The sequence below is a fragment of the uncultured Zoogloea sp. genome, assembly GCF_937894855.1.
Classification (GTDB): Bacteria; Pseudomonadota; Gammaproteobacteria; order Burkholderiales; family Rhodocyclaceae; genus Zoogloea; species Zoogloea oryzae.
In genome coordinates, this window is record NZ_CALAYQ010000157.1 from 1 (window position 1) to 23691 (window position 23691).

The following is a 23691-nucleotide window of genomic DNA, read 5'->3' on the forward strand; positions in this document are numbered from 1 at the left end:
CGGTGTCGGACTAAAGTCCGACCTACAGATCGGTGAGGCTGCAACCCGCATACCCACGAAGCCCCTGTAGGTCGGACTTCAGTCCGACAGCGCGGCCCAATCAAGCTCCCGGTGTCGGACTAAAGTCCGACCTACAGATCGGTGAGGCTTCAACCCGCACTCCCGCGAAACCCCTGTAGGTCGGACTTCAGTCCGACAGCACGGCCCAATCACGCACCTGGTGTCGGACTAAAGTCCGACCTACAGATCGGTGGGGCTGCAACCCACACACCCGCGCAACCCCTTGTAGGTCGGACTTCAGTCCGACAGCGCGGCCCAAATCAAGCACCCCGTACCAGACCCAAACGCCCCCTCACAGCCAGACCGCATCCCACAACGGATAATCCCCCACCCGATCGACAATCCCCGCGCGGACGGGGTTGGCGACGAGGTAACGGGCGGCGGCGCGTACATCGTCCTCCCGCCGCAGGGCGCGGTCGTGGTAGGCCGGCGCCCACACCCTGCCCCCGCCCGTGCCGTCATTGAGCGCCAGCGCGCTGCGCCCCTTGAGGCGCCGCATCAATGAGCCCAGAGTCAGCCCTTCCGGGAGCTGCACCAGCCAGTGCACGTGATCCGGCATCACCACCCACGCCAGCGACAGGCCCGGATACCCCAAAGCCAGATCGTGAATCACCCTCGCCACCGCACACCCAGCCCGGAAATCCCCAAACCACGGCCGGCGGTCATGGGTGACGGTCGTCAGCAGATAGACCTGCCCCACCACCGAAACCCGGCCCTTGCGAAGATCGGAATAAGACATACGCCCGGATGAGATTGCCTGTCCTGCGGTTCAATACGGCCTGCTGGTGTGTTCTGTCGGACTAAAGTCCGACCTACAGATCGGTGAGGCTGCAACCCGCATACCCGCGAAACCCCTGTAGGTCGGACTTCAGTCCGACAGCACGGCCCAAATCAAGCACCCGGTGTCGGACTAAAGTCCGACCTACAGATCGGCGGGGCTTCAACCCGCACACCCGCGAAACCCCTGTATGTCGGACTTTAGTCCGACAGCGCTTCTCCGCCATTCAACACTTTCACCTGCCCTGCGGTGGCGGATTCGATGGCGTGGCGCAGGGCGGTGCGGGCGTCGTCGTCACCGTGGATCAGGCGGACTTCTTTCGGCCAGCGGCGCATGCCGGTGACGAAGCGCACCAGGCCGGCCTGATCCGCGTGGGCGGAATAGCCGGAGACGGAATGGATGCCGGCGCGGATGTCGATGCGCTCGCCGTCGATATCCACATAACCGCCCTCCGGCCCCCAGGTCTGGATCGCGTGGCCTGGCGTGCCGCGGGCCTGGTAGCCCACGAACAGCACGTCGTGACGCGCATCGTGGAGCATGGCCTTGAGATAACCCATCACCCGCCCACCGGCGCACATGCCGCTGGCGGCGATCACGATGGCGGGCTCGCCGCTGCGGGCAAGCCTGCGCACGTTGGCCTCGTGGTCGGCGTGCTCGTCGATGGCCACCAGCTGGTCGAAGGCCAGGGGCTTGCGTCCGGCCCGCACCCGGGCCAGGGCCTCGTCGTTCCAGTAGGGTTGCAGCTCACGGTAGATCTGAGTGAAACGCCCGGCGAGGGGTGAATCCAGGTAGATCGGCAGCTTTGCCCAGCGCCCGGCATGGGGCCCGGGCTGGCGCTGCTCGCGGTAGAGGATGTCCTCGAATTCATACAACAACTCTTGCGTGCGGCCGATGCTGAAGGCCGGCACGATCACCGTACCGCCGTTATCCAGCGCCTTCTCGACCACCCGCTGGAGGCGCTCCCGGCGGGCCTTGCGGTCTTCATGGAGGCGATCGCCATAGGTGCTCTCCAGCACCACCACATCCGCCGTCAATGGCGAGCGCGGCGCCGGCAGCATCGGTGCGTGGGGGGCCCCCAGATCCCCCGAGAACACCACTCGGGTCCGCCGCGCCCCGGGGCGCACGAGATCGCACTCCACATAGGCCGACCCGAGAATGTGCCCGGCCCGCTGCAGGCGAATGCCACAACTGCCATCCGGCCCCTCGAAAACCGTCTGCCATGTGTTCCAGGGCACCGGCCGGATGCGCGCCTCCACCATCCGCAGGTAACGCTCCACCAGCCGCGCGTCCCGCGTCACCCCCACCGCAAAGGCATCGGCCAGCACCACCGGCAGCAGCCGCGCCGAAGGCTCGCTGCAATAGATCGGCCCCTTGAACCCCGCCGCCAGCAACCACGGAATCCGCCCCACGTGATCGATGTGCACATGGGTGACCACCAGCGCCCGCACGGCATCCACCGGAAACGGAATCTCCAGCCTGTCGCTGGCCGAACCGCCATCGGGCGAAGTCTCGGCCCCCTGGAACAGCCCGCAGTCGATCAGCAGGCTGTGGGTGTCGTCGATGAAGAGCTGATGGCAAGAGCCGGTGACCCCATGCAGGGCGCCGTGATGAATGATGTTCGCATGCATGGCCGGAAATTCTATACCACTGTACGGCGAACCAGAAGATCACGCGAAAAATTTATTCCAGCTATGCTGTTAACGTATACATCATTTCAACTTCCACTTATCATCGCCGCCAATTTATAGCGAGTCGATCAGCTCGAGCACGCTGCGGCACAGCGACCAATGGTCGCAGCCAACGCCAGCCGAAGCACGCAGACGATGGTTCAGACCTTCCACCACAAGCCGCAGCGTTCCCATCCGCTCCCGCCCAAACCGCCGCACGTGCCGCCGTGCTGGCCGCGCGCCCGGCAATCATTGCAGGACATCCTGCAGCCTTTGCAGGACGTCCTGCAGCAATCCACGGACATCCGGCAATTCTCCACGGACATCCCGCCAGCGCTGCCGGACGTCCGGCAAGCGCTCACGGACATCCGGCCATCCTTGCAGCACATCCGGCAGCCGCAGCCGGACATCCGGCCATCACTCATGGACGTCCGGCTGCAGCCCAAGGACATCCGGCCAAAGCAGCAGGACGTCCTGCAATCATTCCAGGTCGTCCTGCAATCATTGCCGGACGCCTCTCCCAAAACCCGCAAATTACTGCAAAGCCTTTACTGGCGCGGGTTTTCAGCGGTTTTCGGCCTTCCGGCCGCGTAGCAATCACCCACCCACCCACAAGCAATCGGAGGAGAAGCACCATGCCCAAGAACTACTACCTGCCCAACGATGACGCCGGCCGCGCAGCGCTGCTCGAACACCTCGCCGCCCACTTGCCGGCCCTGGCTAACACTCTCGAACTCGGCGAATCACACATCAAGCAACTTGAAGCCGACGCCGCCTCATTCAGCTATACCCTGTCGTCGCTTGAATCTGTACAGGCCACCGCCAAGCGCTGGACCGCTTACAAGAACCTGCAGCGCGACGGCGGCGAGGGCACCGCCGCGTATCCGCACGTGGCAAACCTGCCCCCAGCGGCCCCGGCCGTCCCCCACGGCATCATCCCGCGCCTCACCAGCCTGGTGGCCCGCATCAAGGCCGCCAAGAACTACTCCGACGACATCGGCAGGGAGCTCAACATCATCGGCGCCGCACAGATCGTCGATACCGACAGCGCCAAACCCATCCTCGACATCTCCAAAAAAGCCGGCCAGCCCAGCATCCAGTGGCCCAAGGGCGACGCCGACGCCATCGAGATCTGGGTGGATCGCAGCGATGAAAAGGGCTTCGGTTTCCTCACCATCGCCAACTCCACCCGCGTACCCGACAACGCCCCCCTTCCCGCCACACCGGTCACGTGGCAATACAAGGCCATCTACCGAGTGAAAGACAACCGGGTTGGCGAATGGAGCGACGTGGTGAGCATCACCGCAGGCGGCTGATCCGACGGCCAAGGTAGAACAAATGTCGGACTGAAGCCCGACCTTCGAGGCGTAACCTTGCGGGTCGGATTTCAGTCCGACGGTCTTTCCGGATCAATACTTCACACCATGCAAAGCGGCGACCAATCGGCCGCCGCTTTGCAATACCGCTTCACCGCACAGATGAACTAGAAATCACTGTGCTCCCTGCACCACGCAATGAGCGATCCAGTGGATTGATCCAACCCTGCAAGATCAGTCTCCCCTGTAAGCGCCGGCAGCAGCCGCCCAGCCAATTGTTTGCCCAGTTCGACCCCCCACTGGTCAAACGAATTGATTCCCCACACGACCCCCTGCACGAATACCTTGTGCTCATACAGCGCGAGCAGCATACCCAGGTGAAAGGCATCCAGCCGTGGCAGGATGATGGTAGTGGAGGGCTGGTTGCCTGCGAATACCTTATGGGGCAGAAGTGTGGCGACCTGCGCTTCCGGCACGCCTGCAGCGGTGAGTTCAGCACGCGCCTCGGCCTCCGTCTTGCCGAAGGCCAACGCAGCGCTCTGGGCCAGGAAGTTGGCCATTAGCGGAGCCTGGTGGCCGGGCAATGGAAAATCGCTCTGTGCGCTGGCAATGAAGTCGCTTGGCACGAGCCAACCGCCCTGATGCAGCAATTGAAAGAAGGCATGTTGGCCGTTTGAACCAATCTCACCCCACACAATAGGATTCGCCGGATGGGCAAGTGGCTTGCCATCACGCCCCACCGTCTTGCCGTTCGACTCCATCTCAAGTTGCTGAAGGAAGGACGGCAGAAACCGCAGCGCCTCATGGTACGGCAGCACCGCACTGGTACTAGCCCCCAGAAAATTGGTGTTCCAGATGCCGATCAATGCCATAAGCACTGGCAGGTTTCTCTCGAGCGGAGCGTCACGGAAGTGCGAATCCATCGCAGCAGCCCCGGCCAGAAGGCGCTCAAAGCCATTCATGCCGATGGACAAGGCAATGGGCAAGCCGACGGCTGACCACAGCGAATAGCGCCCACCTACCCAGTCCCACATGCGAAAGACATTCCGGGCAGGAATCCCGAAGGCAGCGGCCCGCTGTTCATCGGCCGTAACGGCGACAAAATGCCGCTCCAGGGCACGCTCCGCATCCTTGCCCGCAGCGGCGCACAGCCACTCACGCGCCGTTTCCGCGTTCAGCATGGTCTCCTGGGTGGAGAATGTCTTGCTCGCCACAATGAACAGCGTGGAGCGAGGATCAAGACTATCCAGCAGCGGTGCAAGATGGGCGCTGTCCAGATTGGACACAAAGTGCATGCGCAACCCCGGGCGCTGAAATGCCGCCAACGCCCGCACCACCATCTTGGGACCAAGATCAGAGCCGCCGATACCGATGTTCACCACATCGCGGATAGCCTCGCCGGAAAAGCCCCGCCATAAGCCGGCACGAACCTTTTCGGAGAATTCCCTCATGTGCGCGCGTACTGCACGTACCTCGGGCATCACATCCAGTTGTGGTGAAGGGAAGGCATCAAGCTTGAGATAACGTAGCGCCGGGTGCAGCACCGCACGCCCCTCGCTCGCGTTGATCTTTTCACCGGCAAACAGACGCGCCCGCCAGCCGCGCAGATCGGCGTGTTCGGCCAGCGCAATGAGCAGCCGCAAGGCCTTCCCATCGACGCGCTGCTTGGAACAATCCACCAGCACATCACCGACACGCACCGAAAAACGCGCGAAACGATCTGGATCACCCGCAAACAGATCCCTCAGATGAACACCCTTCAGTGTCGCGCAATGATCCAGCAGCGCCTGCCAGGGCGTGGAAACGAGAGTGGACATAGATCAGCCGTTACGCGCGCGCATCGCCCCAGCGCAGCGGGCAGGTGTCATCACCCACGTACACCGCCTCCCCATTGCGATCAACGCAGTATTGAGGCGAAAGAATCTTCTCGCGGAAAGTCATCCCCTCTGCGATCCGGGTGTACTCGAACAGGATGCTGCGTTCCACACGGGATCCCGAGCGTAGATGACTACCGTGCCCGATCCAGGCAGGACCAATCACTGACACCCCCGGATCGATACGCACATTGGCGCCGACATAGACCGGTCCAACAATCTGCACGCTATCCCACGCGATTGAGGTGTTAAGGCCAACCCATACCCCCGGCGACACCTCGCGGCCCGGCATGTGCATCTGCGAGACCTCGCCGCGCAGCACGCGCTGCAGCACGTCCCAATAATCGGTAAGGCGGCCGATGTCGATCCAGTTGAAATTGTGTTTCTGGGCGTAGAACGGCACCCCCAACTCCACCAATTTGGGGAATAATTGGCTTCCGATATCGAATTCGACACCCTGCGGAATGTAGCCAAGCACTTCGGGCTCGAAGATGTAGATGCCGGTACTCGCTTGGCGCGACTTGGCTTCTTCAGGTTTGGGTTTTTCTTGGAAAGAGACAACCCGCCCTTCTTCATCGGCCACAACGACGCCGTAGTTCTTGACCTGCTCAAACGGCACCTCGACAGTCACGACGCTGGCGACGGCGCCCTTGGCCTTGTGCTCCGCAATGGCGGCGGAGATGTCCAGATCTACGATGGCATCGCCACACAGTACCAGCGTGGTTTCATCAAAGAAACCGCCAAAGTCCTGGATGCGCCTCATCCCACCGGCTGAACCGAGCGGTTTGGGCACGATATCGCCGTGGTCACGCTTTCCCTCGTAGGAGTAACCCATCTCCACGCCCCAGCGATGCCCGTCGCCGAAAAAATTTTCGATCTTGTAATGATTGAAAGCAACGTTAACCATGATTTGACCAATGTCATGCTTGGCAAGATGTTCAATCAAATACTCCATCAGCGGCTTGCCGAGGATCGGCACCATGGGCTTGGGTACGTTTATTGTGAGCGGACGAACCCGCGTTCCCTGACCGGCGGCCAAGATCATGCCTTTCGCCATTACGCAACTTCCCCTTTAACAAAATGATAATCGCTAGCCTAGCTGGCTGGCTATCTATTTTACTTATCAAATTTATTCAACAGAAACTTAGGAACTTAGCAAGGAACCAAAGTAAAAAGCCAGACTTCCAATCTGAATAAGCTCAAATAAACCGGGAGGTAATTTGATGAACGGCGGCCCGTACAGAATAAAGTCGATCAGACAGAAGCACGGCACGCTTCGACATTCTGTCCCGATCGGTAGAGTTTGCAAGCGATATTCCCAAGTCCCCAAAGGCGTCCACCGAATCTCCTACGTATGCACGCCCGACACCCTCATCCTCGATTTGCTCGACCAAATCATTACCTGCATTAAGACGGGCCAAAACCGGCAGCCCGGCCTGCATGTATGTAAGAAATTTTCCCGGCACATTGTGGGTCTTATGTCGCGGATCCAGCATAACCAATCCGACGTGACACTGGATCAGTAACCCCGGCACCTCCGTAGGGTCGATCTCGTCGTAAAAAAGGACGTTAGGCAGTTTTTTTTCGTCGGCAATTGCGCGCAGACGCGGCACATCAGAACCTCGCCCGACAAACAGGAAACCTACGTCCGTGCGCGACATGAGACGCTCCGCTAGAGCGAGGACCATGTCCATCGCCTGCGCCGCCCCCATGTTGCCCGCGTACACAAAAATATGGCGCCCCGCGAGATGCGTCTTGCTGATATCGATCGAGCACCCAACGTTCTCGGCGGGCGCCAGCCAATTCTGCAGCACTTCAAGGCGACGCCCCGGGCTGGCGGCAGCCCAATCCGCAAAGTAAGAAAGCCCCGCCGGCGACTGCACACCAATGGTGTCGGCAGACTCATATTGCAGACGCTCGAAGTACTTGAAGAAACGATATACCGGCCCACGCCTCATCAGACCGAGATCCACCGCCCATTCGGGAAAAATGTCGCGGATGATAAGATAGCTGGGACACGCACTGCGCACCTTCAGCCAGTTCGCAGCGCGGCCAAAGAAAATAGTGGGTGAATACCAGACAACGGCATCCCACTTCACGTCCCGCAACGGGCTAGCCAACAAGCCTTTGCGCACGAAATGCGACAGGGCAAGCTCAGCTAGCGTGCGCCACGCGTAATTGGTGTCACGGGTCTGCATGGCCTTGACGCGAAGCACCTGCACACCTGCAAGGATCTCGATCGACCATGGCGTCGCGAGTTCTGCAGCCGGAACGATCACCGTAATGTCGTGCCCTTGCCGAACGAACTCGCGGGACAAATCCCTGAGTTGTACCGCCCCCGACGAACGCATCGGCGGATAAGCATCCGCGATTAAGGCTATACGCATTGCACCCGGGCCCTCAGTACTTCTTCCACACCACCCGATTAACGTAATCGGTGTAGCTGTGGATGATCCGCACAACCTTGTCGGAAACGTTGGGCATGCTGTAATCACCTACCTGCCGGAGCAGACGGGTTTCACCGCTGGGCTGATCTTCAAGAATCGCCAGCCCCTGCATGACGCGCTCGGTGTTCATGCCGACCATCATGGCCGCAGCCTCCTCCATGCCTTCGGGGCGCTCGTGGGCATCGCGGATGTTGAGCGCCGGGAAGTTGAGGATCGACGACTCTTCGTTGATGGTGCCGCTATCCGACAGCACCGCCTTGGCGTTGAGTTGCAGCTTGTTGTAGTCCTTGAAGCCCAGGGGCTTGAGCAGGCGGATCAGCGGATGGAACTGGGCGCCCATCGCATCCACACGCTTCTGGGTGCGCGGGTGGGTCGAGACGATCACCGGCATCTGGTATTTCTCGGCCACGGCGTTGAGCGTCGCCACCAGATTGGTGAAGTTCTTTTCGGAGTCGATGTTCTCTTCCCGGTGAGCGCTCACGACGAAGAACTCCCGCGGCTTGAGGCCCAGGCGATCCAGCACGTCCGATGCCTCGATTCCGGCACGGTAGTGAGTCAGCACTTCGAACATCGGGCTGCCGGTCTTGATGACCATGTCGGGCGGCAAGCCTTCACGCAGCAGGTAATCGCGGGCGATGGTGCTGTAGGTGAGGTTGATGTCGGCCGTGTGGTCGACGATACGGCGGTTGATCTCCTCGGGCACGCGCATGTCGAAGCAGCGGTTACCGGCTTCCATGTGGAAGGTGGGGATCTTGCGGCGCTTGGCAGGCAGCACCGAAATGCAGCTATTGGTGTCGCCCAGCACCAGCATGGCGTCGGGCTTCTCTTCGGCCAGCACCTGATCGACCGCAATCACCACCTTGCCGATGGTCTCGGCGCCGGTTGCACCGGCCGCGTTGAGGAAGTGATCGGGCTTGCGCACGCCGAGATCTTCAAAAAAGATCTGATTCAGCTCGTAGTCGTAGTTCTGGCCCGTGTGCACCAGCACGTGTTCGCAGTAGTCGTCCAGCTTGGCCAGCACGCGGGACAGACGGATGATCTCGGGACGGGTGCCGACAACCGACACCACCTTCAGCTTCTTCATTGCTTCACCTTGTTGGCAAACGTATCGGGCTTTTCGCGATCGAAGATCTCGTTTGCCCACAGCATGACGATCATCTCGTCATCGCCGATGTTGGTAATATTGTGCGCCCACCCCGGCACGGTTTCGACAATGCGACACTCGCCGCCCTTCGTGACCAGCTCGTAATGCTCGCCGGTAACGATGTGGCGAAAGCCAAAATGCGCCGTGCCCTTGAGCACCATGAACTTCTCGGTCTTGGTGTGGTGATAGTGATCGCCGCGGGTTACACCGGGATGCGATGTGAAGTACGAGAACTGCCCGCAATCAGGCGTCTTGAGCATCTCGACGAACTCGCCACGCGGATCGGAATGCTTGACCACGCTGTAGGCAAACGATTCGGTTGGCAGGAAGCTCAGATAGGTGGAATACAGCGCCCGCACCAAGCCGGTGCCCACACGATCGGTAATCATCGATGCACGACTGGCCGCAAATCCACTGATCGTATCGGCCACAAGGCCAACGGTGGACTCGTATTCCGGGCCGGCGATCACAAAGCCGCTGGGCGTACCGGGCGACTGCAGCAGGCCGACAAAGGCTTCGACCACATCGTCGATGTACACCAGCTTGAGCGGTGCGGCGGGATCGTTCACCTTGATTTCCAACCCACGCGCGATGTTGTGGCAGAAGGTCGCCACCGCCGAGTTGTAATTGGGCTGTGACCACTTGCCAAACACATTGGTCAGGCGGAACACATACGCAGGAGAGCCGTTCTGCTCGCCGTGGCGGAACACCGCATCCTCTGCCGCACGCTTGCTCACACCATACGGATTATCCAACGCCGCCTGAGTGGAAGACGACAGCACCACCGGCGCCTTGTTGCCGTATTCGGCCAGCAGGCTGCATACGGTCTCGGTAAGGCCGGCATTGCCAGCGGCGAATTCGCTCACATCCTTGGGGCGATTGATGCCCGCCAGATGAAACACAAAGTCAGCCCCCTGCAGTGCAGCCTTAAGATCTTCCTCTCCCGACACGTGGGTAATGCGCACCAGATCGGTATGGCCCAGTTCGCCTAGGCGCACGCACAGATTGCGGCCGATAAAACCGTCGGCTCCGGTGATCACGATGCGCATGGCAGCTTAGTCCTGGGCCTCTGCCTTTTCGCCGCGGGCGATCTTCTGCATGAAGTCCAGCTTGAGCAGCAGCTTGGTCATGCCCTCCACGTCCAGGCGCTCAGTGTTGTGGGAGGTGTATTCCACCGCTTCGGTTATCTTCTGCTCGCCCTCTTCCACGAACTTGTCGTAGTTAAGGTCGCGGCCATCGGCCGGCACACGGAAGTAGCCCGGCAGATCTTCTGCACAGGCCCGCTCTTCGCGGCTCAGCAGGGCCTCATACAGCTTCTCGCCGTGACGGGTGCCGATGATGCGCACATCGTGATCCGGCTTCTTCATCAGCCCGAGGATGGCCTGAGTGAGCACATCGACGGTGGCTGCCGGTGCCTTCTGAACAAAGATGTCGCCATTGTTGCCATTGGTGAACGCGTACAAAACCAGGTCCACCGCATCATCCAGCGTCATCATGAAACGGGTCATGTTAGGGTCGGTGATGGTGATCGGGCTGCCATTCCTAACCTGATCGACGAAAAGCGGAATCACCGACCCCCGCGAGGCCATCACGTTGCCGTAGCGGGTGCCACATACGACGGTGCCGGTACCTTCCAAGTTACGCGACGCGGCAACCATTACCTTTTCCATCATCGCTTTGGAAATCCCCATTGCGTTGATCGGATAGACGGCCTTATCGGTGCTGAGGCAGACGACGCGCTTAACCTTGTTCGCGATAGCCGCCTCGATCATGTTTTCGGTGCCGAGGACATTTGTACGCACAGCCTGCATCGGGTGAAACTCGCAGGACGGCACTTGCTTGAGCGCCGCGGCATGGAATACGTAATCAACCCCACGCATCGCCGCTGCTATCGAACGCGGATCGCGAACGTCGCCGATATAGAACTTCAACTTACGGTTGTTGTACAGCTTCCGCATATCATCCTGCTTCTTCTCATCACGAGAGAAGATGCGAATTTCACCGATATCGGTGTTGAGGAAACGGCGCAGGACGGCATTACCGAAAGACCCCGTCCCACCGGTAATCAACAGAACTTTGTTGGCAAACATGACATTCCTCTTATGGTCTTGAATTTTTCAAAGCATTTTGACAAAGCAGGACTTTCTCGGACGGCGTAGGGTAGTTGATCAACACAGCACGATACTTGCCCTTGAAAACAAATAAGCTACCGGCCGCGGCCCCCACAACACCCAGCTTGCCAACCAATTCACCAAGGTGCTCCAGGGACCCTGCACCCCCAAGAAAAGTCACAGGAACTTTAAGTACCGGTTTTAACTGCAAAGCGAAATCCAGGTCATAACCCAGCATCGATCCGTCTCTATCAACCGAGTTGATGACGATCTCACCTGCCCCTGCGTCTTGAAGCAGCAGAGCGAGAGTCACAGGGTCATGCTTATATGTCGTCCTGGCATTGTGGGTGCAAACTTCGTAGCCTTTTGCAAAAAGGCCCTTTCGCTTGCGCACATCCAGAACAGCCACAACCGACTGCTTGCCCACCGCTGCGGCCATTTCCGTCAATAGCGTTGGATCGGAGATCGCGGCAGCGCTCACAGCCACCTTTTCCACCCCCATATCCACGAGTCGAGTGGCCTGTTCTGCCGTGGTCACACCACCGCCGTAACATAGAGGCATTCGACACTCCGCCGCCAGTTTCGCGATAAGGTCGAAATCCGGACCGACGCCATTAACAGTTGCGTCTATGTCAATCACCATCAACTCATCGGCTTCCTTTTCGTTGAAGATCCGAACCGCATTGATCGGGTCACCGACATACTTGTGGTCCTTAAAACCTTGCGTCTTGACCAGCCCACCTTTATGAACCAAAAGGCAAGGAATAATTCTAGGGCGCAACATCGGTCAAAGCTCCACAAAATTCTTCAGAAGTTGTTCGCCCCAGTGGTGGCTCTTTTCTGGGTGACACTGCACCCCGTGAATATGACCACGCGAGACCACGGCATCGAAGTCGAAACCATAGTGCGCAGTCGCCGCCACATCCGCCTTTTCTTCGGCATCAAAATAATATGAGTGCAGAAAGTAAAATTGCGGCACGTCATCAAATCCATGTGAAAACAGCTTTCGCCCCCCACGAAGCTGCAGATCATTCCACCCCATGTGGGGCATGGGAAGAAGCGCACTTTGCGGGTTGCTACTAAAGGCGCGCACGCGGCCAGGCACCCAGTTGAGACCTGGCATACTGCCTTCATCCGAACCGCTGGCCAACATCTGCATCCCAACACAAATACCCATTACAGGCACTTTGGCGCCCAGCACCAGTTCCTCTAACCGCGAACGAATTCCCGAGTCATTGAGGCTACGCATGGCATGATCAAAATGACCCACACCAGGTAGCACCAACCGGGTGGCACCTTGCAGGGCATCCGGCCTATCCGCGCGCTCCGCCTGTAAGCCTAAGCGTTTAAATAAATTCAAAAACGCCTGAATATTGCCTACACCATAGTCAACGATGCGGATCACCTGAAATACCTCTTTTCCAGACCCAACAAACGCATCGTATTGGCCCCAAGCCCAATGAGCGTCCGCTTGTTCTTGTAATCCCGATAAGTTTTCTTCGGAAGTTCAAAAAGATCTTGAAGGCCACCAACCGTCAATCCCAATTTATGAGCCACGTACTCAAACTCCTGCTTGAGGAAATGCTCATCCATCTCGGGGTGTAAAATACGTTCGAGCGCCTGATCGCGTGTCATCTGTCCAGTCATGATCAGACTTGAGAAATGGGCACGACGTTTCTCATAGCCAAACCGTCTAGGCAGCCAGTAGTCCTCATAAAAGCGAGTAAAACGCGATTCGTGGTGTTTGTGCTGAAAACGCTGCCAGCCGAATCTGCTTTCCAGCTCATCTTCAGCGTCCTTCTTAACATAAGGCACCAAGTTGAGAGGGTGGTACACTTTCAGGCCCAGCACCTTTTGGTACCACAGCTTGTAAACAAGGATATCGACCAGAGGGAAGTCATCGTTAGACTTGCCGTCGCCACACCGCTTCCAGATATCACCAAAAAGCGTTTTATCTATACCCAGATAGCCACCCCACTCCTCAGGCTCACGGCAGCATTCTGTCGAGAAATTGGAACCGGTAATGATGTGCTTGATCTTGTACTCACGAGCAAACTTATACATGCCCGAAAAGAAAGCCGCGTCTTGAACAAGATCTTGATCGGGAATGCCAGAGCGCAGGAAAGCGACTTGCATACGCTTCACCGCATCCCAATTCACCACGTCGGTGTAGAGGTCCAATCCGAGGCCATCGACAAGCTTCTCAATGTTCCCAACGGCTTGATCAGTGTTCCAACCGGCATCCACATGAAACAACAACGGCCGGAGCCCCATCTTTTCCTTAGCAATATAAGCGACATATGAGCTATCCAGGCCCCCGCTAAGGCCGATGATGCAATCGAAGTCGCGTCCCTTGCCAGCAGCCCTGATCGTCTCACTCATCCGCTGAAGAGCAATCTGACCAGCGGCACCTGTATCCCAATTTGAACGAATATTTACTTCGAAATTGTTGCAGTAGTCGCACCACCCTCGCTCATCAAAGACGATGTTCGGATCAGATGCATCCATTATGCAATGCTCACAAATTGTGAATTCATTCGGCGTTTTCGAGGGCTGCGACATGATAACTTTTATTTAGAAGATAATTTTTTCGAGCGCAGCGACGTATGTAGATGCGCGGTATTTTCTTTGTGCTTCTTCAAGATTGTTCTTCCCATAGTCCTTAAGCTTTGGTGCATTATGTACCGCACTCAATATTGCGTCTGCGATCGATTGGGGTGATTTCGGCTCAACCTCAAAGCCATTCACGCCAGGCGTGAACGTATCAAAGATTCCACTGTGATTCGTGGTCATTACTGCACACGCCGATGCATATGCCTCCAGAATGCTGATGGGCTGACCTTCATAAGGATAGTAAGTAGGAAGACAGAACAAATGGGCCCTACGCAATAATTCCTTTTTTAGCTCCCCCTGAACAACCCCACGAACGTTGATAGCCGCCCCCCCTGTCTTTTCGACGGCTTGCTTGAAAGCAAACTCTTCGTCTTTTGACTCAAATCCGCCCGCGAAATCCACCTGAAGCTTTCCCTTTACCTCTGCCGGCAATAAAGCGAGCGCGGCGAGTAGTTCCTGATGGCCCTTCCCTGGCAAAAGATTGCTCAGAAACAACAGACGTAAAGGCTCTACATCGGAAAACTTGCTGTCGACGATCGAAGTATCAACAAAGAATTCATCTCCAGCAAAATTGGGGACAGCATGCAGCCTATCTGAAGGCACAACGCCATCATAGATACTCTTGAGCCTTTCTCCTAAAACCACGACTGCACCTACACGCTTGAGAAAGAAACGATTAAGCGCTAGCAAAACGGGATGATTCTCACTCAAGAGAACACGCATACCAGCGCCACCGTGAAGGTGAATCACCATCCGACCCAGAGATTGCCAACAAAAGGCATAAATCAACAGATCACGTAGATTTCCTGCAATAGACTGAGAACAATTAAAGTAGATTTTATCGGAGCTACCGATTTTAGATAAAACCTTAACGAGCAACTTAACAACCTGGCACAATCTTAGCAGCGAACTCGCCCCCTGATGAAAACCAGACTTACTTGTGTCAACGACAAAAGTGCTGGTATGAGCACCAATATTCTTAATAAGCAGTTCAACCGCAATCGACTGCCCTGTCAATGGCGGTGGTAGGGGGGCGATGATTAATAGTTTTGACCGAGCCATAAATCCTTACTCACCAACCGAAAGAATAACTCTCTCTAATGCGGCAACGTGCGTACACGCGCGATACTTTCTTTGCGCTTCTTCAAGGTTGTTCTTCCCATAGTCCTTAAGCTTTGGTGCATTATGCACCGCACTCAATATTGCGTCAGCAATAGATTGGGGTGACCTCGGCTCAACCTCAAAGCCATTCACGCCTGGCGTGAACGTATCAAAGATACCACTGTGATTCGTGGTCATCACTGCACACCCCGATGCATACGCTTCCAGAATGCTAATGGGCTGACCTTCATAAGGATAGTAAGTGGGAAGGCAGAATAAATGAGCCCTACGCAATAACTCTTTTTTGAATTCCCCCTGGACAACGCCACACACGTTGATCGTAACACCCTTAGTCCCTTGCACTGCACGCTTAAACGCGAACTCATCGTCGTCTGACTCAAATCCGCCGGCGAAATCCACCTGTAGTCTTCCCTTTAACTCCGCCGGCAATAATGCTAGCGCAGCAAGTAGCTCTTTATGGCCTTTTCCAGGCAACAAATTACTCAGAAACAAAACACGCAACGGTTCAATCTTCGAAAACTTCTCTTCGATATCCGTCGCAGAGACAAATAATTCATCCATAGCAAAGTTGGGCACTACATGAAGCCTAGATGGAGGGATAATTCCCTCGTAAATCTTTTTGAGGCTATCGCCCAGCACTATAACCCCGCCAATTCGGCGAAGAAAAAAAGAATTCACAGCTCGCAAGAGCGGATGCTTGTCACTCAACAACAAACGCATACCTGCTCCACCATGAAGGTGAATGACTAACCTATCAATGCGACGAAAACATATTAATAATACGACCAGATCTTTTAAATTACCGGCTAAAGACTCAGAAATTGTAAAGTATGCGCACTTGAAATCCCTAGAGAGAAATACCGCCCACAAAATCCGCACAACCTCAATTACACGATGAAAGCCATTAAATCCTGCCGAAAAACTCCGCTTAACCAAATTAACCAGCGCAACGTCATATTTATTAACCATCAAATATCTATACAATAAATCGCAGGCCAATGACTGCCCCGTAACAGGCGGCGAAAGGGGCGCAACAAACAAGACTTTTGTGTTCATTTAATGCACTTTATGTAGAACTAACAATCAAGCGAAAGAAAATACAAAAAATCAAACTAACCAACTTCTAATTCTTGCTTTCAACCATCACCCTCTGAGAGCGTTCAAATTTAGGGACTTCTACCACGACGTATCGTACTAGCTAAAACTACACAGTTATCCAACACCCAGTCTTGTTCGCCGGAGATCAAACACAGCTCAAGAAATTGTCATGTGAATTATTAAACCGCATCAATCATTAACGACAGAAATAAACCAAGCGGCACATCAACAGTAAAAGCCTCTCAATTACATTAACTTTCATTGTTTGTGAAAAATAAATATTACTTCAAGATTTTTTCTGAATGAATCTAGAGGAAATTGACGCAATCCCAATCGCAGCATATGGCGCAAACGACGAGAAATAATACTGATTGTGCAAAAACAATAATAGCAGGAGCATTTGAGAGAAGTTCACCGCGGCTGTTACGCTTGGCTTTACATAAACAAGAAATATACTATAAGTCGTGTACACTCCAATCGCAAAAGTCCCAAATACTATTTCAGTCATTCCACCACTGACGTAAAAAGTCGTGAGATAACTCCACACATTCCAAGTTTGGTACTCCAAATAGTCATTAGACACCAAAGAAAGTGGAGCATAATAGCCGGGAATAAAGAGCTTGTACAAACCACCAAGCACTCCCCCTAGAAAATATTCATAATCAAAGTTCAGAGAACTTATATTTGAATAATTGGTAAAATTCGGCGCGATGTATAAATATATAAGCTCAACAAAGCCAAGTAAATCAATGGCTTCTTGCTGCCGCATCGAATTTACAATCCAAAAACCAATAAGAATAAACAAAATTGCCGAGAGTAATTTAGTGGCAACTTGCAAATTGATTGTTGGCACCCTAACAACAAACCCACCAGCAAGATAAGAAAGAGCAACCTGAACAACAGCCGACTTCATTCCATAGGTAATAAATGTGACGCAATTAAGCACTAACATCAATTTGGCAATTCGACCAAGCTTATTCCCCGGCAATTTCACATACGCACCAGCGACGGCATAGCTCACGGAGTAGAGCGCAACCAATAACGACCATAAATATCCCGCCGTTTCATAGATCGTAAGCCTGACGGAATCATCGACGATTCCAAGAGAAAACGAAGTCGCTTGAATTATATAAAGATTAATAAACAAAATGACAATCTGAGAGAATACAATATAGTTAATGTTAATATTGTATTTAAGTCTGCAGCCTGTAGCTTTCTTGCCCTTTCTCAAAAAAATCCAGTACGCGCAAGGAATGTAAAGCAATGCATTTGTAACTAATATCACCAATTTCATATGGCTATCGGGGGTTTGCCCAAACGGAACAGCCATATAGATCAAGCACGGCAAAGTCCAAAAGACAAAAATCAGGGCAACATTCAGTTTCATTAAATCCCACTCGAAAATTTATCAATGAAACATAGAACTAGAATCAAGAGGGTACGCTTTCTTGACTGATTTTCACAATACCAGCTTTAAGCATTTCATTATAAACGTGACGCGCAGCACATCTCGCCTCGTTCGGACCAAGTAGTAAATTCAATGAGCCCGGCAAAGTTGACTTGTAGTACGAGCACACAAAATCGTTATTATATGCGTCATCCCAATCAACTGATTGCGCCAGCCCGTCCGATATTATTTCGCGGAGACGTGCTGGATTCACTATTTTTATAACGCCTGTATGAAAGTCATAAAAAACACGGCCAAATAGAAATACTCGTTTCTTGAGCAGCAAGGCCTCATATCCGACGGTACTTGAAAGCGTAATAACACCAGCGGACGCCTTAATAAGCTGCTTGGTTGGTGCCTTAGGGTCCAATAACCTAACATTTGGCAACCGTTTGATGCGACGATAAAAATTCAATGAGGGGTAGCCCCAGGCACTAATGTGATCCTTAACGTACAATCGTACTCCTTCAGGCAAACTGAAGGCGATATTGCGAATCACCTCATACTCATCAAGATATGGACCAGCCAATATTGACGTTGATGACTCAGGGTGAAAGTGCATGGGATACAGTAAAAACTTTTCTCCTAAAACTGGCTCTTGATAGAAATGCCTAAGCCTTCCAATCTTTAGACGACGACGGACATTACGAAAAAAAAGATTCGCATGCGTACGTAAAGGATTCCCGACTTGGAATGCTTCCGTTCTGCTATCAAATACATGACGTAACAAAGATTTAACTTTGCTCAATCGATCAAGTCTCAAATAACGACTCAACAAACCGACTTGGTCGAGACCGTTGATTTTCATGTAGTCAGGGACAGCGGTCTCTATCGTTGCGATGTATTCAACGGCCCATTGCCTTAATTCCTGGTCGACATTAATCCGACCATTGCGGATGTCGCAAAATGTTCTGGCCGTTTGATCATCGCATAAGGGATCATTTGTGATCGAAAAACGTCCAGGCAAGCGTGATCCACCAATACCGCAATAAATTAGACCTTTACACTGGGCCACGAACAACGCAAAGTGCGAGAAGGTGTTGGAGACATTTTCATAGATAACGACATCAATCCCACGCCGCTCATAAATACCCTCGAAATATGAAAGAAGCGCGCTTTTCAACCGATCGTAGTATCCAATATCAATTTCATTACCCCAGATACCATAGACTTCAGCCCGCTCAAAGTCCGAAAGCAATGCAGCATTAAGGTCGTATGTCGCATAGCGGGCGAGAATGCTCCGATCAACTTGATGCGACAAATAGAACGCAGAGAAATCGTAAATCTCAAAACCTAATGCATCGAGACGATTTTCCTCGCGTGAGAATGAACAGTCCACTGCCACGGAGACCGTCGCCCCATCTCTGGCGAAACAATTAGCAAGAGCATTAAAAAAATTAAAATAATTTGGAGCCCCATTCGACAAAAGAAGTACATTCATCGCTCTGAAAACCCCTCTATACTTTCCTCCAAAACCGGAGTCCGTGCCATCACATCCTGTTTTACAGTGCAACCGATCAATGCATCGAGATGCTTAGGTGCCATACCGAAACCTGGCCGAACGCTTCGGATACATTCGGTAGAAATTACACTTCCAGACTTCATATCGCGAACAAAATACAACGACCGTCGAAACTTCACATTTCCCTGCTCGCTGGATTTGCGCCCGTAATTCACCTTGCCCAATGCCTGCCAAGCGGTTTTTGTTCCTTTACATAACTCGGCTAATTCAGCGGGTTCAAGTGAGAAGCTGTCATCTGGACCGCCGCCATTTCTGTTCAAAGTGAAGTGCTTCTCGATTATGCTGGCGCCCAGCGCAACGCTGGCAATTGCTGTTGTATTGTCGAGCGTGTGATCAGATAGGCCGGTCACAAGACCAAAGCGCTCGATCATGTCTGGGATGGTGCGCAGGTTATAGTCCTCCGCGGGGGCGGGGTAGCCGCTCACGCAGTGCAAGATAGCGAGTTCTCTGCAGCCACCTTCGCGCGCTGCATCGATGGCCTCCTGGATCTCTTCGGCATCAGCCATGCCGGTGGAAATGATCATCGGCTTACCTGTGCTGGCGACGTACTTGATCAGCGGCAGGTCTACGGCCTCAAACGACGCGATTTTGTAGGCCGGGGCATTAAGGTCCTCCAGAAGGTCGACCGCAGTGTTGTCAAAGGGCGAACTAAATATGGTGATACCAAGCTTGCGGGCGTGCTCGAAGAGTGGCTTGTGCCACTCCCATGGCATGTGCGCTTCCTGGTAGAGCTTGTAGAGCGTTTTGCCGTCCCATAGGCCACCGTGAATCTGAAATTCCTCGGCATCGCTGTTCAGGGTAATGGTGTCTGCGGTGTAGGTCTGCAGCTTGATCGCGTCGGCGCCCGCCTTCTTCGCCTCCTGGACGATCGACATCGCGGTGTCGAGTTTGCCATTGTGGTTGGCCGAAAGCTCGGCGATAACGTAGGGCGGAGCGTCAACGGCGATCCGGCGCCCGGCGATGGAAATGTTCGGAATGTTCGACATCGGTTTCTCTCTCAATTTGCTTGATGCCATTCGCTGGCGAGCAGGCCGAAGCACACCACATCGTGGTATTGCTGGCCGTCAAAGTGTTGTTGCCGCAAAACCCCCTCGCGCTGAAAACCAAGGTTCAGATGGAAGCGGATGGAACGTTCGTTGAAGGCCAATGCATGAGCGCAGAGTTTGTGCAGCCCTGTGGTCTCGAAGGCATACCGCAAGACCACCTCTCCAAGTGCTCGCCCCGTCCCCTTTGGCGCATCTGGCGCCGCATAGAAGCCCCAGTCAGCGATACCGCCACTTGCGATCTGATGGATATTGATGAACCCCACTGGGGCCATGTTGATCTCGAACACGAGGAGATGCCTTTCCGGATCCTGCGATGCCCGCGCAAACCAGCGAGCGTGCTCGTCGATGGAAATCTCATGCTGCGTGTACATGTAGCGGCGGACTTCCGGATGATTCCGCCAAGACAGCACTCGGTCGAGATCCCTTTCGTTCATCGGCCGGACGCCTGCCAGCGTGGATTCGCTCACCTCAGATCTCCATTTTCCGCATCACGGCATTCACACCTAATCCATCCACGATATTTTCGGCGCACTTGCTCATGTGCAGCAGTTGCGATGGATCTTCAACTAATGGAACAAGCAGCTTTCTAAGTTGTGTAGCTGCACCTTGGTCAAGGTTGATTCCTCTTGCCGCCCCCCCTCGCTCCAGCGCTTGCGCGACCTGGATCTGGTTTTCGGCTAAAACAACCATGATCGTGGGCACACCTAGGCAGCACCGCTCCCACGATGTCGTGCCCGCAGCGCCAACTGCCAGATCGCAATCCGACATCAGCTGCGCGATGTCTCTGACCCCAACCAGAACCCGGGTAATCCAAGGCATGTCATGCGCCTGTTTGCGGACTTCGTCCAGCCACGGCGCCGTTACGCCCATGATCACAGTGATACGGGAGTCGGTGGGCAAGGGGCACGTCCGAAGTGCCTCCAGCACCCGTGAGGTCGCGTTGTCCTTGTCGACACCGCCCATGGTGACAAGCAATTCGCGCAAAGCCGGCCGGGAGCGGCGTTGAAGACTGTACGGACGCAGTGCGGCGAACTCGGGACGTAGGAGGGCGTATTGCGAGCCACAGAGCAAAAGACAATCTGCCGGAACAAGCTGGCGGTAGTCTTCGTCCACTCGCCCGTAGGTTTGGTCGAGAAGTAGATCACATTTATGAGGCCGATCCGCGAGGTCATCGATGACCATCAGCTTCCGGAAGTACGCTTCCAGAGCGCGCTCCCAACGCGCGTCCAGCGCATAGTGATCGACAATCAGCCAGTCAGGGCACTCCGCCGCCAGGTACGGGGTACAAGCCTCTGCGTCTTGCGCCTGCGTAGCGCCAAGCCAGTGATGGTGAACAGGGTTAACAGCACCAGAGTCCTGGACCAGAGCGCCTAAGCCCCCGTTTGCTTTGTCCAAGATGGGCAATTCATGGACGGCATAACCCTTGCCTTTAATGAGCTCGATCAGGTTGCCTCGGTGCGTGCGGCAGATGAAATGACATTCCGCACCGCTAGCCGTGAGTGCTTCAGCCAGTGTCAGACAGCGCATTACATGGCCGGAGCCAATTTGCATCGAGGCGTCGGCACGGAAGATGACTTTCATGGTCAACGCTACCCTGCTTGCGACCGCATCGCCTTGAACAGCCACTCGGCGCGCTCCCAGTCTTCCCCAGTGTCGATGTCCTGCACGCGATGGCGCGGCAGTGGCACAGGGGCTGCATCGTGGGAGAACAGCGGCTTACCGACAAGCCAGGCAGCGGCGCATCCCCAATAGAACTGGCCAGCATCGTGGAAGGCTTCTTCGAGATCCTGCGAGCGAGTAGTGAAATGCTCGGGGCTAAACATTTCTACCCGCTGATCGGCAGTGATGCGGATGGCGCGCTGGATGGGGAAGGCGTAGCTGGTGACGGAGAACGCATAGTCCGCACCGCTCTGCCTCAGCATGTCGAACCCACGGCGAAGATCTTCAGGTTGGACAAAGGGCGCGGTGGCGTAGATACAGCAAGCAATGTCGACCGGACTAGCGTTTTGATTCATCCAGTCGATAGCGTGGGCTATGACCGGGATGGTACCGGTGTGATCGTCTGACAGCTCGGGCGGGCGCATGAAGGGGACTTCGGCGCCGTAGGCGCGGGTGACATCAGCGATCTCGGCATCATCGGTCGAGACGATGATGCGGTCGAAGCAGCCAGACAGCCGCGCCGCCTCGATCGACCAGGCGATCATCGGCTTGCCACAGAAGGGCTTGATGTTCTTGCGCGGGATGCGTTTACTGCCGCCCCGAGCAGGAATGACGGCGAGCCTCATTGCAGCATCGCCTCACGCAAGGAGATGACAACTCGTTCCTGCTCCGCTTCGGTCAAAGTCGGGTGCATCGGGATACTGATCGCCTCTCGGTAATACTGCTCAGATTCCGGAAAATCCCCGAGCTTGAAACCCATCTTTTGGTAATAGGGCTGCGTGTGCACCGGAATATAGTGGAGGTTCACCATGATGTCTTTAGCCCTCAGTGCCTCAAACACTTGCAGGTGAGATGCTCCGATTTCTTCAAGCTGCAAACGAATAACGTAGAGATGGTAGGCGCTGTAACTGTCAGGGTGCTGCCAAGGCAATGTCAGTGGCAGGCCGGCCAGCAGCCTGCTGTATCGGTCGGCAATTTCGTGGCGACGCACGACGTATTGCGTGAGGCGGGTCATCTGACTTACGCCAAGCGCGGCTTGCATGTCCGTCATGCGGTAGTTATAGCCCAACGCTACTTGCTGGTAGTACCAGGGGCCGTCCATGGCTTGGGTCATCAGGGTCGGGTCACGGGTGATACCGTGGCTACGCAGCAGGCCCAAGCGCGTGGCTAGTTCGTCGCTATTGGTCAATGCCATGCCACCCTCAGCGGTAGTGATGATCTTGACCGGATGAAAGCTGAAAACTGTAATGTCGCTGTAGCGACCGTTGCCAATGGGTTCGCCCTTGTACTTGCCACCGATGGCGTGCGAGGCGTCTTCAATGATCTTGAAGCCGTATTTCTGGCCGAGTGCATGGATGGCGGCCATGTCACAAGGCTGGCCGGTCAGATGCACGGGCACCACGATCTTGGGGAGCTTGCCTGCTTGTTCTGCGGCGACGAGCTTCTCTTCAAGCTTATGCGGGCAAAGATTGTAGGTCCGCGGATCAATATCGACAAAGTCCACTTGCGCGCAGCAGTACAAAGCACAGTTGGCGGATGCCACGAAGGTATTGGGCGTAGTCCACAGCCAATCACCGGGGCCAAGATCAAGCGCCAGACAAGCAATGTGCAACGCAGATGTTGCGCTGTTCACAGCCACTGCGTGTTTAGCACCGGTATGTTCCAACACACTCTGCTCGAACTGGAGAATGCTTGGGCCTTGGGTAAGGTTTACCGACCTGAGCACGCCAATAACGGCATCTATATCGGCTTCGGTAATGTGTTGTTGTCCGTAACGAATCATGTGT

At 54.9% G+C, this 23691-nt stretch carries 22 protein-coding genes; 2 read left to right on the plus strand and 20 right to left on the minus strand.

Features of this window, described 5'->3' with window-relative positions; translation table 11 throughout:
- Window positions 1-352: 352 nt before the first annotated feature.
- On the minus strand, window positions 353-799 hold the full coding sequence (locus tag Q0672_RS17870; protein WP_153161463.1) for a transposase: 447 nt from the start codon (window positions 797-799) through the stop codon (window positions 353-355).
- A gap of 239 nt (window positions 800-1038) precedes the next feature.
- Window positions 1039-2466, minus strand: a complete 1428-nt coding sequence (locus Q0672_RS17875) for an MBL fold metallo-hydrolase (RefSeq protein ID WP_298624428.1) — start codon at window positions 2464-2466, stop codon at window positions 1039-1041.
- A gap of 159 nt (window positions 2467-2625) precedes the next feature.
- Between Q0672_RS17875 and Q0672_RS17880 the strand changes: the two genes are divergently transcribed.
- Together Q0672_RS17880 and Q0672_RS17885 are read left to right on the plus strand one after the other, a co-directional pair.
- Complete coding sequence (locus Q0672_RS17880; RefSeq protein ID WP_153161461.1) at window positions 2626-3099, plus strand: hypothetical protein; 474 nt, start codon at window positions 2626-2628, stop codon at window positions 3097-3099.
- Window positions 3100-3140: 41 nt separating this feature from the next.
- On the plus strand, window positions 3141-3821 hold the full coding sequence (locus Q0672_RS17885; RefSeq protein ID WP_284187849.1) for a hypothetical protein: 681 nt from the start codon (window positions 3141-3143) through the stop codon (window positions 3819-3821).
- Window positions 3822-3988: 167 nt separating this feature from the next.
- Here Q0672_RS17885 and pgi read toward each other — a convergent pair whose 3' ends face one another.
- The 18 genes from pgi to pseC all read right to left on the minus strand — a co-directional run bounded on the left by pgi (window position 3989) and on the right by pseC (window position 23687).
- Window positions 3989-5638 (minus strand): glucose-6-phosphate isomerase, encoded by a 1650-nt coding sequence (gene pgi, locus Q0672_RS17890; protein WP_298624430.1) that lies wholly within the window; start codon window positions 5636-5638, stop codon window positions 3989-3991.
- A gap of 10 nt (window positions 5639-5648) precedes the next feature.
- Window positions 5649-6752 carry an NDP-sugar synthase gene (locus Q0672_RS17895; protein ID WP_298624432.1) on the minus strand — a complete coding sequence of 368 codons (1104 nt, stop codon included), beginning with the start codon at window positions 6750-6752 and terminating at the stop codon, window positions 5649-5651.
- A 142-nt stretch (window positions 6753-6894) separates the two neighbouring features.
- Entirely contained in the window at window positions 6895-8082 is a 1188-nt protein-coding gene (locus Q0672_RS17900) for a glycosyltransferase family 4 protein (protein WP_298624434.1), read from the minus strand.
- A 13-nt stretch (window positions 8083-8095) separates the two neighbouring features.
- On the minus strand, window positions 8096-9226 hold the full coding sequence (gene wecB / locus Q0672_RS17905; protein WP_298624436.1) for a non-hydrolyzing UDP-N-acetylglucosamine 2-epimerase: 1131 nt from the start codon (window positions 9224-9226) through the stop codon (window positions 8096-8098).
- A complete protein-coding gene (locus Q0672_RS17910; RefSeq protein WP_298624438.1) occupies window positions 9223-10335 on the minus strand; it encodes an NAD-dependent epimerase/dehydratase family protein in 1113 nt (370 codons plus the stop codon). The genes wecB and Q0672_RS17910 overlap by 4 nt, the downstream gene beginning before the upstream one ends.
- A 6-nt stretch (window positions 10336-10341) precedes the next feature.
- A complete protein-coding gene (locus tag Q0672_RS17915; protein ID WP_298624440.1) occupies window positions 10342-11376 on the minus strand; it encodes a polysaccharide biosynthesis protein in 1035 nt (344 codons plus the stop codon).
- Between the two features lie 10 nt (window positions 11377-11386).
- Window positions 11387-12181 (minus strand): AglZ/HisF2 family acetamidino modification protein, encoded by a 795-nt coding sequence (locus tag Q0672_RS17920; protein ID WP_298624442.1) that lies wholly within the window; start codon window positions 12179-12181, stop codon window positions 11387-11389.
- 3 nt (window positions 12182-12184) lie between these two features.
- A complete protein-coding gene (hisH, locus tag Q0672_RS17925; RefSeq protein WP_298624443.1) occupies window positions 12185-12802 on the minus strand; it encodes an imidazole glycerol phosphate synthase subunit HisH in 618 nt (205 codons plus the stop codon).
- Window positions 12799-13959 (minus strand): N-acetyl sugar amidotransferase, encoded by a 1161-nt coding sequence (locus tag Q0672_RS17930; protein WP_298624444.1) that lies wholly within the window; start codon window positions 13957-13959, stop codon window positions 12799-12801. The genes hisH and Q0672_RS17930 overlap by 4 nt, the downstream gene beginning before the upstream one ends.
- 12 nt (window positions 13960-13971) lie before the next feature.
- Window positions 13972-15072: a glycosyltransferase family 4 protein gene (locus Q0672_RS17935; RefSeq protein WP_298624445.1), complete on the minus strand. Its 1101-nt coding sequence runs from the start codon at window positions 15070-15072 to the stop codon at window positions 13972-13974.
- Between the two features lie 6 nt (window positions 15073-15078).
- Window positions 15079-16188: a glycosyltransferase family 4 protein gene (locus Q0672_RS17940; protein WP_298624446.1), complete on the minus strand. Its 1110-nt coding sequence runs from the start codon at window positions 16186-16188 to the stop codon at window positions 15079-15081.
- Window positions 16189-16516: 328 nt separating this feature from the next.
- Window positions 16517-17617 (minus strand): hypothetical protein, encoded by a 1101-nt coding sequence (locus tag Q0672_RS17945; protein ID WP_298624448.1) that lies wholly within the window; start codon window positions 17615-17617, stop codon window positions 16517-16519.
- Between the two features lie 43 nt (window positions 17618-17660).
- Window positions 17661-19118, minus strand: coding sequence for a hypothetical protein (locus Q0672_RS17950; protein ID WP_298624450.1), 1458 nt, complete (start codon window positions 19116-19118; stop codon window positions 17661-17663).
- Window positions 19115-20185, minus strand: coding sequence for a pseudaminic acid synthase (pseI, locus tag Q0672_RS17955; protein ID WP_298624451.1), 1071 nt, complete (start codon window positions 20183-20185; stop codon window positions 19115-19117). The genes Q0672_RS17950 and pseI overlap by 4 nt, the downstream gene beginning before the upstream one ends.
- Window positions 20186-20196: 11 nt before the next feature.
- The gene (gene pseH / locus Q0672_RS17960) at window positions 20197-20712 is read right to left on the minus strand and encodes a UDP-4-amino-4,6-dideoxy-N-acetyl-beta-L-altrosamine N-acetyltransferase (protein ID WP_298624453.1); all 516 of its coding nucleotides are present in this window, start codon (window positions 20710-20712) and stop codon (window positions 20197-20199) included.
- A 1-nt stretch (window position 20713) separates the two neighbouring features.
- Window positions 20714-21826: a UDP-2,4-diacetamido-2,4,6-trideoxy-beta-L-altropyranose hydrolase gene (gene pseG, locus Q0672_RS17965; RefSeq protein ID WP_298624455.1), complete on the minus strand. Its 1113-nt coding sequence runs from the start codon at window positions 21824-21826 to the stop codon at window positions 20714-20716.
- A gap of 8 nt (window positions 21827-21834) precedes the next feature.
- The gene (pseF, locus tag Q0672_RS17970; protein ID WP_298624457.1) at window positions 21835-22530 is read right to left on the minus strand and encodes a pseudaminic acid cytidylyltransferase; all 696 of its coding nucleotides are present in this window, start codon (window positions 22528-22530) and stop codon (window positions 21835-21837) included.
- Window positions 22527-23687 carry a UDP-4-amino-4,6-dideoxy-N-acetyl-beta-L-altrosamine transaminase gene (gene pseC, locus Q0672_RS17975; protein ID WP_298624459.1) on the minus strand — a complete coding sequence of 387 codons (1161 nt, stop codon included), beginning with the start codon at window positions 23685-23687 and terminating at the stop codon, window positions 22527-22529. The genes pseF and pseC overlap by 4 nt, the downstream gene beginning before the upstream one ends.
- Between the last annotated feature and the right edge of the window lie 4 nt (window positions 23688-23691).

Excerpts from the sequence above, each read along its gene's own strand:
- Q0672_RS17940 (WP_298624446.1), bottom strand. The coding sequence starts at position 16,188 with ATGAACACAAAAGTCTTGTTTGTTGCGCCCCTTTCGCCGCCTGTTACG.
- pseI (WP_298624451.1), bottom strand. The coding sequence starts at position 20,185 with ATGTCGAACATTCCGAACATTTCCATCGCCGGGCGCCGGATCGCCGTT.
- Q0672_RS17950 (WP_298624450.1), bottom strand. The coding sequence starts at position 19,118 with ATGAATGTACTTCTTTTGTCGAATGGGGCTCCAAATTATTTTAATTTT.
- pgi (WP_298624430.1), bottom strand. The coding sequence starts at position 5,638 with ATGTCCACTCTCGTTTCCACGCCCTGGCAGGCGCTGCTGGATCATTGC.
- Q0672_RS17910 (WP_298624438.1), bottom strand. The coding sequence starts at position 10,335 with ATGCGCATCGTGATCACCGGAGCCGACGGTTTTATCGGCCGCAATCTG.
- wecB (WP_298624436.1), bottom strand. The coding sequence starts at position 9,226 with ATGAAGAAGCTGAAGGTGGTGTCGGTTGTCGGCACCCGTCCCGAGATC.
- Q0672_RS17875 (WP_298624428.1), bottom strand. The coding sequence starts at position 2,466 with ATGCATGCGAACATCATTCATCACGGCGCCCTGCATGGGGTCACCGGC.
- Q0672_RS17870 (WP_153161463.1), bottom strand. The coding sequence starts at position 799 with ATGTCTTATTCCGATCTTCGCAAGGGCCGGGTTTCGGTGGTGGGGCAG.
- Q0672_RS17935 (WP_298624445.1), bottom strand. The coding sequence starts at position 15,072 with ATGGCTCGGTCAAAACTATTAATCATCGCCCCCCTACCACCGCCATTG.
- Q0672_RS17895 (WP_298624432.1), bottom strand. The coding sequence starts at position 6,752 with ATGGCGAAAGGCATGATCTTGGCCGCCGGTCAGGGAACGCGGGTTCGT.
- Q0672_RS17920 (WP_298624442.1), bottom strand. The coding sequence starts at position 12,181 with ATGTTGCGCCCTAGAATTATTCCTTGCCTTTTGGTTCATAAAGGTGGG.
- Q0672_RS17885 (WP_284187849.1), top strand. The coding sequence starts at position 3,141 with ATGCCCAAGAACTACTACCTGCCCAACGATGACGCCGGCCGCGCAGCG.
- Q0672_RS17930 (WP_298624444.1), bottom strand. The coding sequence starts at position 13,959 with ATGTCGCAGCCCTCGAAAACGCCGAATGAATTCACAATTTGTGAGCAT.
- Q0672_RS17915 (WP_298624440.1), bottom strand. The coding sequence starts at position 11,376 with ATGTTTGCCAACAAAGTTCTGTTGATTACCGGTGGGACGGGGTCTTTC.
- Q0672_RS17880 (WP_153161461.1), top strand. The coding sequence starts at position 2,626 with ATGGTCGCAGCCAACGCCAGCCGAAGCACGCAGACGATGGTTCAGACC.
- Q0672_RS17900 (WP_298624434.1), bottom strand. The coding sequence starts at position 8,082 with ATGCGTATAGCCTTAATCGCGGATGCTTATCCGCCGATGCGTTCGTCG.
- pseF (WP_298624457.1), bottom strand. The coding sequence starts at position 22,530 with ATGAGGCTCGCCGTCATTCCTGCTCGGGGCGGCAGTAAACGCATCCCG.
- Q0672_RS17945 (WP_298624448.1), bottom strand. The coding sequence starts at position 17,617 with ATGAAACTGAATGTTGCCCTGATTTTTGTCTTTTGGACTTTGCCGTGC.
- pseG (WP_298624455.1), bottom strand. The coding sequence starts at position 21,826 with ATGAAAGTCATCTTCCGTGCCGACGCCTCGATGCAAATTGGCTCCGGC.
- pseC (WP_298624459.1), bottom strand. The coding sequence starts at position 23,687 with ATGATTCGTTACGGACAACAACACATTACCGAAGCCGATATAGATGCC.